Raw genomic sequence first — 15,615 nt, 5'->3', positions numbered from 1 at the left:
AAAATGTTCTAGGATATAGAAAAAAATATTAGACTTATAAAGCATAGTCTTAGATGGAACGCTTGAATATCTTGCCTTACATATTTAAGGGTTATGAAAATGAGTCTATATCCCTTCTGTTTAAAAGGAGATGAATACATGAAGCTGAATCATTTAAATTTATGTGTTGATGACTTATCAGAAGCGAGACATTTCTTTGAAACATTTTTTGATTTTCAATTTTTGGAGCAAAAGGGAAAGGCACTAGTAGTGATGAGTGATGAGAGTGGATTTATACTTGTGCTAAGTGATCCAAAAGCATTTAAAGGGAATAAGGAAGTTACGTATCCGGAAGCTTTTCATATTGGTTTTTTAGTGGAAACTACAAATGAAGTGGATCAAGCGTATAATCGTTTAGTAGCAGGCGGCATTGAAATAGATAAGGAACCTTATTCGATGCGAGGTAGTAGTTATGGTTTTTATTTTACAGTATTTAATGGCTTATTAATTGAAGTGTCTTGTCTTGATTATAGAGAAGGTAAGAAAATTTCAAAGCTTAATAGTAATCACCAAGAGTAATCATTTGAAGGTGTATATTTAGCCCCTTATCCAGTTTGGAAAGGGGCTTGTTTATTTTATTACCTTATTTATCTTACTATTTGTGGATTGATTATAGTCTCACCTTATTTGTCTATCTGAATTTCAAATTCAAGCACAGCTTGATCTTTCCTAAACGGGATACTGAGTTCTTTAAATCGTAAGCTTATTCCAGACAAATTATCAGGAAGGACAGGAGATATAACGAATTGATGATTCATATGTCCATCGGTGCCACCACCACCTTCTGACCAGCAATCGTATGTATCATCTATTGATAATTGGAAGAAACTATGAGGCTTATTTTCAATAAAATCTTCATCCGTGGAATCCCAATCGCTATATAAATAAACTACACTAGCATTTGCATATTGCCGAATAAAAGTTACAGTATACATGACGCCATTATGTTCATAAGTTTTAAAAACAGGTACATGTTTTTTGAAGCCAGTTGGTTCAACGCGAGGTTTAAATTCTTCTTCATCCATCATGGAAGAGAATAATGAGTTTAGATAGTCTGGATAAAATTCGTATTGCTTAGCCCATTTATAAATCGCTTCATCATGTGGAAAACCTGGGTCATCACCTGAAAGTTCTTTTCGTTCTTTTAATAGGGCGCAAATTTTTTCATCAATAGAGTATAAGCGTTCATCGTAATGATCGGTAGGACGTTCGAAAGTCATTCTTCGCATAATCATTCCTCCTTTACTTTATTTTAACAAAAAAGACAGACTAATAAATAGTCTGTCTTTTTACATTAATTCTTCACATCATCATAAAGTTCAAGCGCCTCTTTCACATTCAATCTATTCTTCACAATACCATGTATTGCTTGAATCATCGCAGCTGGGTGCTCAGATTGCCATATGTTTCGGCCCATGTCTACTCCGATCGCGCCTTCTTGCAGTGCATTGTACGTAATGTTTAATGCGTCTTCGATTGAATCTAGTTTTGGGCCACCCGCGATGACAACTGGGGCAGGGCATGTGCTCGTTATTTTTTCGAATCCTTCACAGTAATACGTTTTAATAATATCAGCACCCATTTCAACACATACGCGGGAAGCAAGTGCTAGAAAGCGAGCTTCACGTTTTTGTAATTCCTTTGCGACTGCGGTAATACCGAGTACTGGTAGGCCGTAATCGTGAGCTTCAGAAACTACATTTGCGAGATTCGAAACAGTTTGTGTTTCATAGTCTGATCCGACAAAAACAGAAACGCCAACGCCAATTGCGTTTTGCTTCACTGCTTCTTTTACAGGTGTAACAATTGTTTCATTCGCTAAATCTTTACCAACGACAGTAGCGCCGCCAGATACACGCATAACCATCGGTGTACTGCAGTTTTCAGGAATACAGGAGCTAAGTACACCGCGCGTTAAAAAGAGGGAGTCTGTATAAGGAAGTAAGTTTTTTACTGTTTCAAGTGGTTGTTCTAGTCCGTGAATTGGTCCTAAGAAATATCCGTGATCTATTGCTAACATAACCGCTCTACCATCAGGTAAAATTGTATTTAATCGATTTTTAAATCCCCAAGTCATTCGAAATCACTCCTTCGTTAATGTTGGATTTTCCGTTTGTACCGTATCTTTATTTGGTAAATGTGGTGACTTTATAAAAACAGCTTTAAAAGGTTTATCAGAATGGTTAATCAGATAGTGAGATTCATGAGGGCGAACTTGCAGGACATCACCTTGTTTAATCGGAACTCTTTCGTTATTTACATAGAAGTCTATTTCACCTTCTAACGCATAAAAAACTTCTTCACACGTTGTATGATAGTGATTTTGAAACTCTTGCCCAGGCTGAATGACAACAAGGCCTAGATCAATATTGGGGCCTTGTATTAAATATTTGGGCCCGTTATCACCGAAGCGATAGGAGAAATCATTTTCATTCGCTTTTAACATACAGTTCACTCCTTTATGTAAATGAGTTACAGTGCACCTGGCGCAATCCACATATGTGTTGTAAGTCCTTTATCAGCTAAAGTGAGCTGACTGTTATACACGGTTTTCCATGTTTCATAGAATTCTTTGTATAGCTCGTGATTTTCAGTGATTGGTTCAAATGTATTTTCCCACTGTACAAATTGTTCGGCAGTCTCTTCCATAGATGAATATATGCCAGCGCCAACTCCAGCAGCAATCGCAGTTCCTAAAGCAGCTGCTTCTTTCACAACTGGTACTTTTACAGGAATGCCGAGTACGTCTGATAGAATTTGTGGCCATAGTTTCCCTTTAGCGGCACCGCCAGCAAAAACAACTTCAGAAGGGAATGTATCAGTAAGATTTTCAATTAGTTTTAAGTTTCCAAGTGTAACGAAGGCCGCATTTTCTTCAATAGCACGGAACAGTTCCTTTTTTCCGCATTTGTCAGCGTCTAAACTTAAATTTAAGAATGAAGGTGCGGCATGACGCCAAGAAATGTAGTTCATAACGTTTGAAAAAGTAGGGATAATACCATATGAACCGACAGGTACGTCTTTCGCTTGTTCTTCTAATAATTCATAAGCGTCTACACCGAGTTTTTCAGCGAGCTTTTTTTCTTCTTGGCAAAAAGCGTCTCGAAACCAGCGCATAACAAGACCAGGGAAAAAAGCGATTGTTTCATATTGCCATAGATTCGAAATGACATGGCAATTTACACGAATCGCAGCATATGGATCTGTAATTGGTTCTGTAATATTTACTTCTTGTTGCCAAAAGCTGCCTCCGCATATTAATGTTTGATTTGGTTTCACGACTCCAGTTCCGAGTGATGCCATTTGAGCATCTCCGCCGCCAGCGACGACAGGAATTCCTGCCAGTAATCCAGTTAATGCTGCACACTCTTTTGTAACGTTTCCGATTACTGTACCAGCCTCATTTACTTTTGGTGAAAATGGCAAAGTTATACCACACTCTTTAGCGACATCGTTATCCCAATTTCTATTTTGTAAATCAAAGATTCCAGACGTACAACCGTTGGAAGGGTCGATTTGCAGTACATCGCTTAATTTATACAAAATCCAATCGTTTAACATCGTAAAGGAGTGGATATTACAATAGATTTCTGGTTCATGTTTTTTAATCCAAAGTAGACGTGGTAAAGCACCTAATGAAAAAGTTTGCCCAGATTTTCTGTATAAATCTTCTTCAAGATGTGAGCGGATTTCTTTTAGCTCACTAACTTCAGCGGATGCACGGCCATCAACATTTGCACATGCCCATATTTCTTGCCCATTTTTATCATATAAAACAAAACCTTCTCGCATACTTGTAGCGCTAATAGCTTGAATAGAAGAAGGAAGTATATTACTTTTTTGTAGAACTTCTTTCGTACACTGTTGTACGAGTTGCCAGTTTGCTTTTACATCAAAATTCATAGAACCGGGGTAACGAGGATCAGTTTTATGAACCCATTCTTTTTGGCTTACTGCAATTTGATTGCCTTGTAAATCAAAAAGAACAGCTCGAATGCTTCCTGTACCAGCATCGAAAGCTAATAAAGTAGACATTAAGAATCACCTTCCTTTCTTAATAAGGAGAGCGCAGTTTCTTCATCAGTAATTAATGTATGAATAAATTTCCCTTTTAAAGCCCCATAAATGGCATCTATCTTTTGAGTACCTCCAGCCACACCAATGACATGCTTCATACTGCGAAGAATCGTAAGTGGTGTGCCAATTAGACGATTATGATGCGAGAGCTCTAATAAATCACCATTCGTATTATAAAACTGTCCTAAAATATCGCCCGCCCCGTTTTGACTTCGAATATATGTCATTTCACGTAGCGTTAATTTTTCTTCTTTTACAATCGTAGCGTCTTGAGATAACCCGCCAATACCGACAACTGCCGTATGTGCAAGTGAAGCGACATGAAGCATATCTTTCACGCTTGGTTCTGATAAAATACTTTGTGCCATTTCAGTAGAAGATGCTAGAAAAGGAGTAGGAATAATATGAAGATCACCTTGCATGTAGTGTAAATAGTTTTGTTTTCTTGGGAGATAGTGGTTTACTCCGCCTGTTAGCGTTACGAATGAAAGATTAATAGAACTTTCAAAATGAATGTTTTCTAGCATTTTACTTATTGTTTCACCCCAGCCGATGCCGAGTAAATCACCTTGTTGGAGATGAGTCTCTAAATATTGTGCAGCGGCTTTTCCGAGAGAAGCGTGATAATTGTCTATTGGAGTAGGGATAATGAAAGCATCTTTTAAGTGGAATTTTTTCATTAGGTCACGCTCAATACTTAAACAGTGTAAACCAGTTCCTTTTACGTGAAATGTAACGATACCTTCACTGCGTGCCTTATCTAATAACCGGACAACTTTATTTCTTGAAATGTGAAGAAGTGAAGCAATTTCCTGTTGTGTTAATTGGTCTTTATAATAGTACCAAGCTACTTTAGTTAATAAATTCTCTTCAAAGTTCAGCTGTGTCATACTCTTCATCCCTTTCAACAATTGACCACTCCTTAAACATATGTGCCACATATTTTGTTTATTCCAGTTGAAACGATTAATTGTACGTAGAAAAAAGTGTTCTAGATATAAAAAAAGGAATATACAATGCTACAAAACAAGTAGAACAAATAATCATTTTCTCAAAAAATGTTCTGGATAAAGGCAGGTGACATCATGTGGAGAACGTACCTTTATTACAAATAAAGAAAATGAGTAAGGCGTTTTTAAATCAACTTGTATTAAAAGAAGTGAACTTACAAGTAGAGCGTGGAGATATATACGCTTTAGTGGGGGGAAATGGCGCCGGGAAATCAACATTAATGAAAATATTAACGGGGTTATATTCGTATGATGATGGAGAGATGTATGTAAAAGGAATGAAGCAACAGTTTTCAAATCCGTCAGAAGCACATAGAAAAGGTATTTATTTAATACCGCAAGAACCACTCATTTTTCCGCATATGACTATTGAAGAAAATATATGTATCGGGTTAAAAGAAAAGAAAAAGAAACTAAGAGTACAGATTCAGCAATTGATTAACAGTCTAGGGTGGGATATTGACCTTTATGAGTTAGGAGCATCATTATCCATTGCGCAGCAACAGTTAGTAGAAATCATTAGAGGATTAATACGAGACGCTGAGATTCTTATTTTAGATGAGCCAACATCGACGTTAACAACTCATGAAATCAAGAGTCTTTTTGTGCTGATGAAAAGTTTGCAAGAAAAAGGAATTGGAATGATATACATTACACATCGTTTTCCGGAAATCTTTGAAATCTCCAATAAAGTAGCGATATTACGTGATGGAACAATCGCGAGTCAAGGGGATATATGTGACTATACATATGACACGCTGATGGAGGGGCTATTGCCAAAAGGATATAAACAGGAAGAAAAAAGAGAAATAGTTCAAGAGACAGAAAGAACGAAAAAAGTATTAGAAGTAGCGAATGTGACTAGTCACACATTCGAGAATATATCATTCACTGTACATGCTGGAGAGATTGTGGGGATTGCTGGCATTGTTGGATCAGGTAGAACGGAATTAGCGGAAGCAATATTTGGATTGGAAGCTATAAAATCAGGCTCTATTTTATTAGAAGGAAAACTAATTGATACATGTCCTTTGCATAAAAGATTAAGCGAAGGGCTCGTTTATGTGCCGGAAGATAGGGCGAGGAATGGAATTTTCTCCATTGTATCTGTCAAAGAAAATATTACTGCAGCATGTTTACAGCAAAATAATCGCTTTTTTATTAACCGAGAAAAAGAAAGCGCTTTAGTAAAGTCGTTTATAGAAAAGTTCCGAATTGTTGTACCAAGTATGAATGAAGAACTTACATCTTTATCGGGAGGTAATCAGCAAAAAGTCGTGCTTGCGAAATATCTTGCATGTAATCCCAAAATCATTATTCTTGATGAACCAACTCGCGGAATTGATGCAAAAGCAAGGCTTGAAGTGTATGAAACGATAGAAAAAATGAAAAGAGAAGGACTCGCCATATTATTCATTTCTTCAGATGTTGAGGAAATCGTCCAATTAGCTAACCGTGTATACGTCATGCGAAATGGTCAATTTGTTTCTCATTTGGAGAAAGAAAAAATAAATGTAGAAGAAGTTACACGTCTTGCATACGGAGGTGTAACGGAATGAAACGCATGTATAAAATGCACGAAACGTCTATCATACTGTTACTACTAATTTATATAGCCATGGTCGGGATAATAAATCCTAGTTTTGTTCAGTTTAACTCGTTATCGTTAATGATGAAATCAAGCGTTATTTTAGTCGTTCTAGCAATTGGCCAATCGTTCGTTTTATTTACGAAAAATATAGACGTATCAGTTGGCTCAATTATGGGATTAAGCGCGGCAGTTTGCGGGATGTTATTAACGAACGGATATAGTGCAGTCTTGTCGATACTTGCTGCTATAATGCTTGGTGCTATTATCGGTTTCATAAACGGGATTGGAGTTGCAAAGTTTCGGGTACCAGCCATTATTATGACATTAGGGATGTTAGGAATTGTTAGAGGTGCAATGTTAATCTTCACAGGCGGGAAGTGGATTGAAGATACTCCAAATAATTTTAAGAAACTTTCATCTATCGTCATACTTGGTCTGCCGATAATTGTATGGGGTGTTCTTATTATTTTATTACTACTATACTTCTTTTTAAGGAAGGTACCATACGGAAGATACTTCTATGCGGTAGGTGACAATGAAGATGGTGCGAGGCTCATTGGGATACCTGTTAATAAAGTAAAGATAAATGCGTTTATTATATCGGGCATAAGTGCGGCAATCGCTGGTTGCATATTTGTTATGAATATCGGGTTCGTTCCAAATCAAACTGGTACAGGAATAGAACTACAGGTGATCGCAGCTGCTGTGCTAGGAGGAATTCATCTAAAAGGAGGAACCGGTTCTATATTTGGAGCCGCATTAGGAGCATTATTTTTAGAAGCAATAAGCAGTTCACTCGTCTTTTTAAAAATACCAGCATTTTGGAATAATGCTATTTCGGGTTTTTTACTATTACTTATTATCATACTAGATAGTGTCATGAAGAAGTGGAAAGTAGAGAGGAGGATGAATCTATGAAGTATTTTTACAGATGGGAAGGTGTTCTAATCGTATTACTTCTTATAGAATTCATTCTCTTTAGTTTTATAAATCGTGATTTTTTAAATATTAGTAATCTCCTTTTTAGTACAAATGATTTTCTGTTTATAGCAATCGCAGCGATTCCAATGACTTTCGTTATTGTAACAGGAGGAATTGACGTATCTGTAGGATCTATTATGGGGCTAACTTCGATTTTAATTGGTGTACTTTGGATGAATGGGATTCATATTTTATTAGCAGTAATAATGGCACTTATAGTCAGTTGCTTAGCAGGAGCTTTAAATGGATTCATTATAAAAATGACAGATGTAGAACCACTAGTTGTTACACTCGGAACGATGTTTTTATATGGAGGAATTGCACTCGTCATTTCAGGAGGGGCGGGTGCTTCTGGATATGAAGGGATAAGTGGTTTACCTGATGCTTATGTACAACTAGCAAATGGTAGTTTTATAGGAATACCTAACTTATTATGGCTTCTTATCGCATTAACAATTGTATGCACGATTTTGTTTCACCGAACGATATATGGACGCCACGTACAATTAACAGGAGCGAACGAAAATACAGCAAAATACACCGGGATTCAGACGAAGAAAGTAGTAATCATTGCTTACATACTTTCTGGGTTAGGAGGTGGATTAGGGGGTGCTTTCTTAACTGCATATTTCGGTTCCGCACGTGCTGATATGGGAAGTGAAACAATATTACCGATCATTACAGCAGTCGTATTAGGTGGGACACTTATTACAGGGGGAAAAGGTAGTATTTTCGGTACAGTACTGGCAAGTATTTTTATAGGCCTTATGCAATATGGCCTACAAATGACAGGTTTAACAAATGAACAATCAAATGTAGTAATAGGTATTATCCTTATTCTTTCAGTTATTATGAGACATTTCAAATTACATCAATTCTTAGCAGGGAAAAGACGGAATTTGCATAAGGGGGAAATGTCATGAAGAGAAAACTAGGGATTGTATTGATCGTATGTATTTGTTTAATTGGTTTAATCGCTTGTTCCAGTCAAACGGCAGATAAGAAAAAAGCAGATGATGTGAAATTTGCATTTATCCCGAAATTAACTGGAGTTGGCTTCTTTACATCGGGCGGTGAAGGAGCAAAGGAGATGGGAGATAAGCTAGGCGTACAAGTGAAATATGATGGGCCGTCTGAAGCGAGTGTATCAGGGCAAGTAAAGTATATAAATAATTTCATTAATCAAAACTATGATGCACTTATGGTTTCCTCTACATCAGTTGATGGTTTATCGCAATCACTGCAGCGTGCTAAGAAAAAAGGAATGACTGTCTTAACGTGGGATTCTGATGTGAATCCGAAAGACCGTTCTTTTTATATAAGTCAAGGGACACCAGACCAACTTGCTAACTTATTAATTGAAATGACTTCCAAGCAAATTGGAGATAAAGGAAAAGTAGCTTTCTTTTATTCTAGTCCAACAGTAACGGATCAAAACCAATGGGTAACGAAAGCGAAAGAAATTATTAAAAAGAAATATCCGAACTGGGAAATTGTAACGACGCAGTACGGTGAAAATAATGCGCAAAAATCGTTATCAGTAGGGGAGAACATATTAAAAACGTATCCAGATATTAATGCAGTCATTTGCCCGGATGCAACGGCACTACCAGCGATGGCACAAGCAGCTGAAAACTTGAAAATGGATAAAAAAGTTGTTGTAACTGGCTTCTCTACACCAAACGTTATGCGTGATTACGTAAAACGAGGAACAGTACAACAATTTGGATTATGGGATGTAAAACAACAAGGTGCACTCGCAACGTATGTAGCAAATGAAATAGTAGTAAAAGGGAAGAAGTTAAAAGTAGGGGATAGTTTTGAAGTAAAAGGAATCGGAAAAGTGAAAGTAGAGCCAAACTCCATCCAAGGTTATGATTATGAGGCAGAAGGAAATGGAATTATTGTATTGCCAGAGCGGGTTGTATTTACGAAAGAGAATATTGATAAATATAATTTCTAGTAACGAAAAAACGTCCGAATATATCGGACGTTTTTTTATTTCTTCATTAGTTATGAACTGTTTCTTTTTCATTTAATCCAAGCGTACGACCTGTAGAAGTGTGTAGGTCTTGGAACAACCTTGGATTTTCAGTTAGTGAAATGCCATATGAAGGAATCATTTCTTTTATTTTTTCTTCCCATTCTACCATGCGGCTTGGGAAACATTTTTCTAATACTTCAAGCATGACGTGAACAGCAGTAGAAGCACCTGGTGATGCGCCTAGTAATGCGGCGATTGAGCCGTCAGCTGCACTTACTACTTCTGTACCAAATTGAAGTGTTCCTTTACCGCCAGCATCAGTATCTTTAATTACTTGTACACGTTGTCCAGCAACTACAATATCCCAATCTTCACTTTTCGCGTTCGGAATGAATTCGCGTAATTCTTCCATGCGTTTTTCGTGCGATAACATAACTTGCTGAATTAAGTATTTTGTAAGTCCCATTTCTTTTACACCAGCAGCTAACATCGTTAAGACGTTATTCGGTTTTACAGAACCGATTAAGTCAAGATTTGAGCCAGTTTTTAAGAATTTAGGTGAGAACCCTGCGAATGGTCCGAATAATAAAGCTTTTTTATTATCTATATATCTCGTATCAAGGTGAGGTACAGACATTGGCGGAGCGCCAACTTTAGCTTTACCGTATACTTTCGCATGATGTTGCTCTACAACTTTTTGGTTTTTACATACCATAAATAGTCCACTTACTGGGAATCCACCGATATGCTTTGATTCAGGGATACCAGTCTTTTGAAGTAGAGGTAGACTACCGCCACCACCGCCAATAAAGACGAATTTAGCAGTATGATGCTCAATTTTACCACTATTCATATCGTGTACTTTCACTTCCCACAAACCATTTTTCGTGCGCTTAATATTTTCAACACTATGCTTGTAATTTAGCTCGACATTTTTCGTTTTTAAGTAATCAAACAACATACGTGTTAATGCACCGAAGTTAACATCTGTTCCAGAGTCAATCTTCGTTGCCGCCATCGGTTCATTAGATGTACGGCCTTCCATAATGAGTGGAAGCCATTTTTTTAATGTTTCAGGAGCGTCGGAAAATTCCATTCCTTGAAACAGTGGATTTTTTGAAAGCGCTTCAAAACGGTTTTTTAGAAACTCAACATTTTTTTCCCCTTGTACTAAACTCATATGAGGTAGTGGCATAATAAAATCTTGTGGATTACGAATTAATTTGCTTTTTACAAGATATGCCCAAAATTGTCTTGAAAGCTGGAATTGCTCATTCACTTTTACAGCCTTACCAATATCTATAGATCCGTCAGATTTTTCGGAAGTATAGTTCAGTTCGCATAGCGCAGAATGCCCTGTACCTGCATTATTCCATTCGTTAGAGCTTTCTTCCCCGGCACTTGCGAGTTTTTCAAAAACTTTAATTTCCCATTCAGGTGCTAATTCTTTTAGTAATGAGCCTAACGTTGCACTCATAATTCCTGCACCAATTAAGATAACGTCTGTTTTTTGCTGCATGTTGCTCATGATAATCTCTCCATCCCCTATATTGGCAAAAAAGTGTAGGTGTTTTCTATGTCTAAGCCGTAAAAGAGAAACACCGCCTAGGCCCCACCTAGGTGTATACCTTTTTTGTCTCAATTATATAACCATCTCATACTCTATTATAATAATTAATAGACTAAAATATCTAGTGTTATCTGATAATTTTAAACTATTTAACGTTTTATTCGCTAAAAATCTTATTTAACAAGCTCTTTTAAGGTTGTAAATAGAAAAAAATTACAGTTTGAAATTATCTCGAAAAAGCTTACGTATCATTAAGTGACTAAAGCGAGTACCTTTTTATGGGATTTTTTTCGTTAATGGCAAGATTATTCTGAAAAATAAAAAGGAGGGACTCTAATGCGTACAAAAGAACAAATTTCAAACTTATTTCGAAACTTTTCAATAAAGGAATGTAAAGGGTCAAGTGATTTATATGAATATTTATCAATGAAAATTGCTGAAGATGAGGAAGTACTTACACTATCGTCCTATGCTCAGGTAGGTCAACCAGTCCCAAACTTACTATTAGGTGCAGTACATTATTTATTGTTAGCAGGGAAAGAACATCATTTAAAAACGTATTATAGTAGTTTAGTTGAAAATGCCGATACAAATTTAGATAAAGCTTTTAATCATTTTAAAGATTTCTGTAAAGAGTACCGAGAAGAAATCATTACTTTGTTACAAACGAAACTCGTTCAAACGAATGAAGTAAGACGGTGTGCATACTTATACCCAAGTTTCTGCTACATATTTAACAAAGTGAAGAAGCCGTTAGCGTTAATTGAAATTGGGACAAGTTCTGGATTACAACTGTTCTGGGACCAATATCGTTATTCGTACGGAACGGATGAAATGTACGGAAATATAAATTCAACTGTGCATGTAACTGCTGAAATAAGAGGGGAGAATATGCCGCATTTACTTAAAGAAAGCCCATCTGTCGTAGAAAGAATCGGACTGGATTTACATGTGAATGATTTACATAATGAGGAAGATTATTTATGGCTACGTGCACTCATTTGGCCAGAACATAAAGAAAGGCTTGAAATGTTTGATCAAGCTGCATCTTTAGTGAAAAATGAATCTGTCCAATTCATAGAAGGAGACGGTGTAGAGCTATTATCATCTATTATTGAACAAATAAGTGATGAAGCTGTTATCTGCATTTTCCATACACACATTGCAAATCAAATACCAGAACAAGTAAAACATAAGTTAGAAAAACAAATACAAGAAATTGGCGCAAAACGTGATGTATTCCACCTTTATAACAACATGTGGGATCGTGACCTTCATATTGATTATTATATTAACGGAAACGAATATCGTGAAACGGTTGGAGAAACAGAAGGGCATGGGAGATGGTTTAGCTGGAAGATTGGAAATGAGACGCTTATTTAGATTAATATTGGCGCTCTCACTTGTAAAAAGTGAGGGCATAGGTTCAAGCATTGACTAAATGACTAAGGAATAAATATTATTAGTACCATACAAAAAAAGCTTGGGAGAAATCCTAAGCTTTTTTGTATTACATTTAAACCCCATAATGGATCATGTACTTTTGTTCTGTTGTAGCTTGTACAATTTTTGAAGCTAACTCATTCAGCTCATCAGAATTTTTGAAGAACTTTGAAGATGTAACTGTTTCATAGAATATTGCTAATGATTCAGGCGGGATAATTGTAATACCGTAATAGGCTAAACCGTATTCCTGATTTTTGGCTGTATGGAAGTAGGTTTTCATAATTGATACATTTTGACCTAAACTACTGATAATATCATCATTCACAGAAATACAATGATATTTCTCTGGTGTATAATCTTTGTAATTTTTTTGAGAAGTAAAATCGTCAATTATTCCAAAATCATGAACACATGCCATTATTATCGTCCTTTCAAATTTAATAAAGTAAAATGTTCATTCGTTTAAGTATAATAGAAATGGTTATGTAGTTCATTAGTATCATGCTTCATAAAATATCTTCGGTTCTTCTTCGTAAAAACAGTTTAATTATTAATAAACTCATCGGGAGCCCAAGTGGCGATTTCATTCCCAGGTGCAGCTACTACAAGCCATTGCTCACATAGGACACCAGCTTGCCAACATTCATAATAATCATGAAAACCATTTACAAAAATAATTTGTCCACTATCTAATGTAATAATTAAATGAGGGCTTTCTAAGCCAAGTTGTATATCGGTAACTTTTTGTCTTCTTATCTTAAATATTCTTTCATATTCTTCTTCCCCAGAATAAACTTCAAATTCATCTTCATTTAATGGGTATCTTTTTTGAGGTTTATTAAATAAACACCATTTTGATTCGATATTGATATATAATTGTCCGTCATAATCAACTGAGTCGTGAAAGTTTGTGAAATGAATCTTTATAGCGCCTGGAGAAATACCAAATTGTAATCCATCAACTTGTGATCCGATGAATAGATTTTTCAACACTTTTTCAGTGTGAATTTTATCCTCTTTATTCATTCTTGAAATCCTCCTTTTCTTAAAAATATACTTTATATTTTTATTGTAATAAATAAATTTTCATGTGAAATGAACCTTTTGTGAAAAACGAGCGAATATATTGTGAAAGATCATGAGAAGGGGTTGTAATGTTGGATGAAGTAAAATTGAAAGAATGGCTATAGAGTTTGCTTTACCGTTAAAGTATTTCATATAAAAATCACGCATTCATTCTAAGTCATTTACCCAAATTGCAATATGTTCAATTTTCATAGGTTTCATCCATCCTATCTGTAGCAATTAGGCTTCCACTGTATTAAGTTTGCATTTGCATTGCAACAATTTTGCTTTGGTGTTAAAGCTAGTTGTTAATTTTTGATTATGTACGTACATACAATATGTAATTAAGTGAATGATCAACATAGTAATTACAGAAAAGGGTGAATGAAGCATATGAATCAATTTGAGCAAATGATGTACGTTGGTGTCATCATGTCTATTGTACTATCCGTTATGATTTTAGGGTCCTTATATTATAATCCTCGACTTTCATTAACTGATTATCCGAAAGATATTCAAAAAGTAGTTTTTCCAAAATCGATTCATGAAAAAAAGCAAACAATTTATTTTAATATTGTATATAATGCTATTCTTTTCGGTAGTCCTTTCGTTTCTACATATATACTACATAAGCATGAAAAATTATTGTATATTGATGCCTATTTACATACTTTTGGTATTTTAATGATTTTTAATTTAGTAGATTTATTTATAATTGATTGGCTAATTTTTTGCTGGATTACTCCGAGGTTTGTTGTGATTCCTAGTACAGAAGGAATGAAGGGATATAAAGATTATAAGTTTCATTTAAGAGGTGCTATAGTCGCTACTAAAATTTTAGCAATCGTAAGTTTATTTTTGGCGGGAATTGCAACAACTATTTAGTGTGAAGAAGGGCATGAAGCTTTTATAAAAGATAAGGATATTTATAATATATAGAATTAGAAATAAGAATTTGATAGTATTGGAGTAAGGAGTTTTAATAACAGTATATTAAACAATATTAATATACTGTTGCAAATGTTTTGATATTATGTAAAATTATACAATTTTACAGAGGCATTTGATAAAATTCAAAAAATACAATGGAGGCTAATATGAAAAAAGTAATTGGCGCAGCAACAGCAACTATTTTTGGATTGGGGGCATTTACCACAACTGCTACCGCAGAAACAATCGTAACAGCAGATGTACTTAACGTACGTGAAAAACCGACTACAGAATCAAAAGTGGTCGAAAAAGTAAAGAATGGGCAAGAGTTAAAAGTCATCAATACCGAAGATGGTTGGTCAAAAATTGAATTGAACGGTAAAGAAGTGTTTGTAAGTTCGGAGTTTACAAAAGATGTGTATCATGTAACGGCGAATTTGTTAAATGTACGTACCGAAGCAAACACAGAATCAGAAATTCTTGGCAGACTGAAAAAAGATGATGTAATTGAATCAACGCATCAAGTAAAAGACGGATGGCTGCAATTTGAGTATAAAGGAAAAACAGCTTATGCAAACGTTTCTTTCCTATCAAGTACAGCACCAACTGAAAAGAAAACTGAAGAGAAAATGAAGCAAGTAGCGAAAGTACAAAAATCAGTTAAAGAAAAGAAAGAAGTAAAGACGCAGAAAGTAGCAAAAGCGAAAGAAACAACGAAAGCACAAGAAATAGTAAAGCCTAAAGAAGAGGCAAAAGTCAAAGAAGAAGTAAAAGTTAAAGAAGAACCGAAAGCACAAGAAATAGTAAAGCCTAAAGAAGAGGCGAAAGTATCAGAGAAAGTAAAAGTTAAGGAAGAACCGAAAGCACAAGAAATAGTAAAGCCTAAAGAAGAGGCGAAAGTATCAGAGAAAGTAAAAGTTAA

16 protein-coding genes and 1 pseudogene are annotated in these 15,615 nt (G+C 35.6%); 8 read left to right on the top strand and 9 right to left on the bottom strand.

All coding sequences use genetic code 11. The features are described 5' to 3' along the window. Window positions 1-138: 138 nt before the first annotated feature. A complete protein-coding gene (locus tag MR167_RS01115; RefSeq protein WP_000773089.1) occupies window positions 139-558 on the top strand; it encodes a VOC family protein in 420 nt (139 codons plus the stop codon). A 104-nt stretch (window positions 559-662) separates the two neighbouring features. Here MR167_RS01115 and MR167_RS01110 read toward each other — a convergent pair whose 3' ends face one another. From MR167_RS01110 to MR167_RS01090, 5 genes are all read right to left on the bottom strand, one after another. After that, window positions 663-1,268, bottom strand: a complete 606-nt coding sequence (locus MR167_RS01110; protein WP_001253821.1) for a hypothetical protein — start codon at window positions 1,266-1,268, stop codon at window positions 663-665. Between the two features lie 65 nt (window positions 1,269-1,333). Further along, window positions 1,334-2,116 (bottom strand): 3-hydroxy-5-phosphonooxypentane-2,4-dione thiolase, encoded by a 783-nt coding sequence (gene lsrF / locus MR167_RS01105; protein WP_000219780.1) that lies wholly within the window; start codon window positions 2,114-2,116, stop codon window positions 1,334-1,336. A gap of 6 nt (window positions 2,117-2,122) precedes the next feature. Beyond that, window positions 2,123-2,485, bottom strand: coding sequence for a cupin domain-containing protein (locus MR167_RS01100; RefSeq protein ID WP_000909986.1), 363 nt, complete (start codon window positions 2,483-2,485; stop codon window positions 2,123-2,125). A 26-nt stretch (window positions 2,486-2,511) separates the two neighbouring features. Continuing rightward, window positions 2,512-4,074: an autoinducer-2 kinase gene (lsrK, locus tag MR167_RS01095; protein ID WP_242313712.1), complete on the bottom strand. Its 1,563-nt coding sequence runs from the start codon at window positions 4,072-4,074 to the stop codon at window positions 2,512-2,514. After that, window positions 4,074-5,024, bottom strand: coding sequence for a sugar-binding transcriptional regulator (locus MR167_RS01090; RefSeq protein WP_000677766.1), 951 nt, complete (start codon window positions 5,022-5,024; stop codon window positions 4,074-4,076). The genes lsrK and MR167_RS01090 overlap by 1 nt, the downstream gene beginning before the upstream one ends. Window positions 5,025-5,203: 179 nt before the next feature. Here MR167_RS01090 and MR167_RS01085 point away from each other — a divergent pair, with 179 nt between their 5' ends. The 4 genes from MR167_RS01085 to lsrB are packed head-to-tail and all read left to right on the top strand — an operon-like array spanning window position 5,204 to window position 9,661. Then, a complete protein-coding gene (locus tag MR167_RS01085; RefSeq protein WP_149185926.1) occupies window positions 5,204-6,685 on the top strand; it encodes a sugar ABC transporter ATP-binding protein in 1,482 nt (493 codons plus the stop codon). Continuing rightward, on the top strand, window positions 6,682-7,635 hold the full coding sequence (locus tag MR167_RS01080; RefSeq protein ID WP_000827677.1) for an ABC transporter permease subunit: 954 nt from the start codon (window positions 6,682-6,684) through the stop codon (window positions 7,633-7,635). Before MR167_RS01085 ends, MR167_RS01080 begins: the two co-directional genes overlap by 4 nt. Then, window positions 7,632-8,621 carry an ABC transporter permease gene (locus MR167_RS01075; protein WP_000873534.1) on the top strand — a complete coding sequence of 330 codons (990 nt, stop codon included), beginning with the start codon at window positions 7,632-7,634 and terminating at the stop codon, window positions 8,619-8,621. Before MR167_RS01080 ends, MR167_RS01075 begins: the two co-directional genes overlap by 4 nt. Continuing rightward, on the top strand, window positions 8,618-9,661 hold the full coding sequence (lsrB, locus tag MR167_RS01070) for an autoinducer 2 ABC transporter substrate-binding protein LsrB (RefSeq protein ID WP_000823653.1): 1,044 nt from the start codon (window positions 8,618-8,620) through the stop codon (window positions 9,659-9,661). Before MR167_RS01075 ends, lsrB begins: the two co-directional genes overlap by 4 nt. A 46-nt stretch (window positions 9,662-9,707) precedes the next feature. Here the strand turns inward: lsrB and MR167_RS01065 are convergent, their stop codons facing one another. Beyond that, window positions 9,708-11,210 carry a malate:quinone oxidoreductase gene (locus MR167_RS01065; RefSeq protein WP_000069147.1) on the bottom strand — a complete coding sequence of 501 codons (1,503 nt, stop codon included), beginning with the start codon at window positions 11,208-11,210 and terminating at the stop codon, window positions 9,708-9,710. 378 nt (window positions 11,211-11,588) lie between these two features. Here MR167_RS01065 and MR167_RS01060 point away from each other — a divergent pair, with 378 nt between their 5' ends. After that, window positions 11,589-12,635 (top strand): DUF2332 domain-containing protein, encoded by a 1,047-nt coding sequence (locus MR167_RS01060; RefSeq protein WP_242313710.1) that lies wholly within the window; start codon window positions 11,589-11,591, stop codon window positions 12,633-12,635. 133 nt (window positions 12,636-12,768) lie between these two features. Here MR167_RS01060 and MR167_RS01055 read toward each other — a convergent pair whose 3' ends face one another. The 3 genes and pseudogenes from MR167_RS01055 to MR167_RS01045 form a co-directional block, all read right to left on the bottom strand. Beyond that, the gene (locus MR167_RS01055) at window positions 12,769-13,116 is read right to left on the bottom strand and encodes a short-chain dehydrogenase (protein WP_149185805.1); all 348 of its coding nucleotides are present in this window, start codon (window positions 13,114-13,116) and stop codon (window positions 12,769-12,771) included. A gap of 125 nt (window positions 13,117-13,241) precedes the next feature. After that, window positions 13,242-13,724, bottom strand: a complete 483-nt coding sequence (locus MR167_RS01050) for a hypothetical protein (RefSeq protein ID WP_242313709.1) — start codon at window positions 13,722-13,724, stop codon at window positions 13,242-13,244. 159 nt (window positions 13,725-13,883) lie between these two features. Beyond that, window positions 13,884-13,976, bottom strand: a pseudogene (locus tag MR167_RS01045) (VOC family protein); the annotation flags it as partial. 180 nt (window positions 13,977-14,156) lie between these two features. Here MR167_RS01045 and MR167_RS01040 point away from each other — a divergent pair. Next, on the top strand, window positions 14,157-14,648 hold the full coding sequence (locus tag MR167_RS01040) for a nitroreductase (RefSeq protein WP_242313706.1): 492 nt from the start codon (window positions 14,157-14,159) through the stop codon (window positions 14,646-14,648). 212 nt (window positions 14,649-14,860) lie between these two features. Continuing rightward, a partial coding sequence (locus MR167_RS01035) for an SH3 domain-containing protein (protein WP_242313705.1) occupies window positions 14,861-15,615 on the top strand: 755 nt, incomplete at its 3' end.

Source organism: Bacillus cereus group sp. BfR-BA-01355, assembly GCF_022663675.1.
GTDB classification, from domain to species: domain Bacteria; phylum Bacillota; class Bacilli; order Bacillales; family Bacillaceae_G; genus Bacillus_A; species Bacillus_A thuringiensis_S.
The sequence above is the reverse complement of the archived record's forward strand: the minus strand, read 5'-3'. Positions and strand labels throughout refer to the sequence as shown.

What these genes read in the sequence shown, in the direction of transcription:
- MR167_RS01115 (WP_000773089.1), top strand. Translation starts at nt 139, where the DNA reads ATGAAGCTGAATCATTTAAATTTATGTGTTGATGACTTATCAGAAGCG.
- MR167_RS01110 (WP_001253821.1), bottom strand. Translation starts at nt 1,268, where the DNA reads ATGCGAAGAATGACTTTCGAACGTCCTACCGATCATTACGATGAACGC.
- lsrF (WP_000219780.1), bottom strand. Translation starts at nt 2,116, where the DNA reads ATGACTTGGGGATTTAAAAATCGATTAAATACAATTTTACCTGATGGT.
- MR167_RS01100 (WP_000909986.1), bottom strand. Translation starts at nt 2,485, where the DNA reads ATGTTAAAAGCGAATGAAAATGATTTCTCCTATCGCTTCGGTGATAAC.
- lsrK (WP_242313712.1), bottom strand. Translation starts at nt 4,074, where the DNA reads ATGTCTACTTTATTAGCTTTCGATGCTGGTACAGGAAGCATTCGAGCT.
- MR167_RS01080 (WP_000827677.1), top strand. Translation starts at nt 6,682, where the DNA reads ATGAAACGCATGTATAAAATGCACGAAACGTCTATCATACTGTTACTA.
- MR167_RS01075 (WP_000873534.1), top strand. Translation starts at nt 7,632, where the DNA reads ATGAAGTATTTTTACAGATGGGAAGGTGTTCTAATCGTATTACTTCTT.
- lsrB (WP_000823653.1), top strand. Translation starts at nt 8,618, where the DNA reads ATGAAGAGAAAACTAGGGATTGTATTGATCGTATGTATTTGTTTAATT.
- MR167_RS01065 (WP_000069147.1), bottom strand. Translation starts at nt 11,210, where the DNA reads ATGAGCAACATGCAGCAAAAAACAGACGTTATCTTAATTGGTGCAGGA.
- MR167_RS01060 (WP_242313710.1), top strand. Translation starts at nt 11,589, where the DNA reads ATGCGTACAAAAGAACAAATTTCAAACTTATTTCGAAACTTTTCAATA.
- MR167_RS01055 (WP_149185805.1), bottom strand. Translation starts at nt 13,116, where the DNA reads ATGGCATGTGTTCATGATTTTGGAATAATTGACGATTTTACTTCTCAA.
- MR167_RS01050 (WP_242313709.1), bottom strand. Translation starts at nt 13,724, where the DNA reads ATGAATAAAGAGGATAAAATTCACACTGAAAAAGTGTTGAAAAATCTA.
- MR167_RS01040 (WP_242313706.1), top strand. Translation starts at nt 14,157, where the DNA reads ATGAATCAATTTGAGCAAATGATGTACGTTGGTGTCATCATGTCTATT.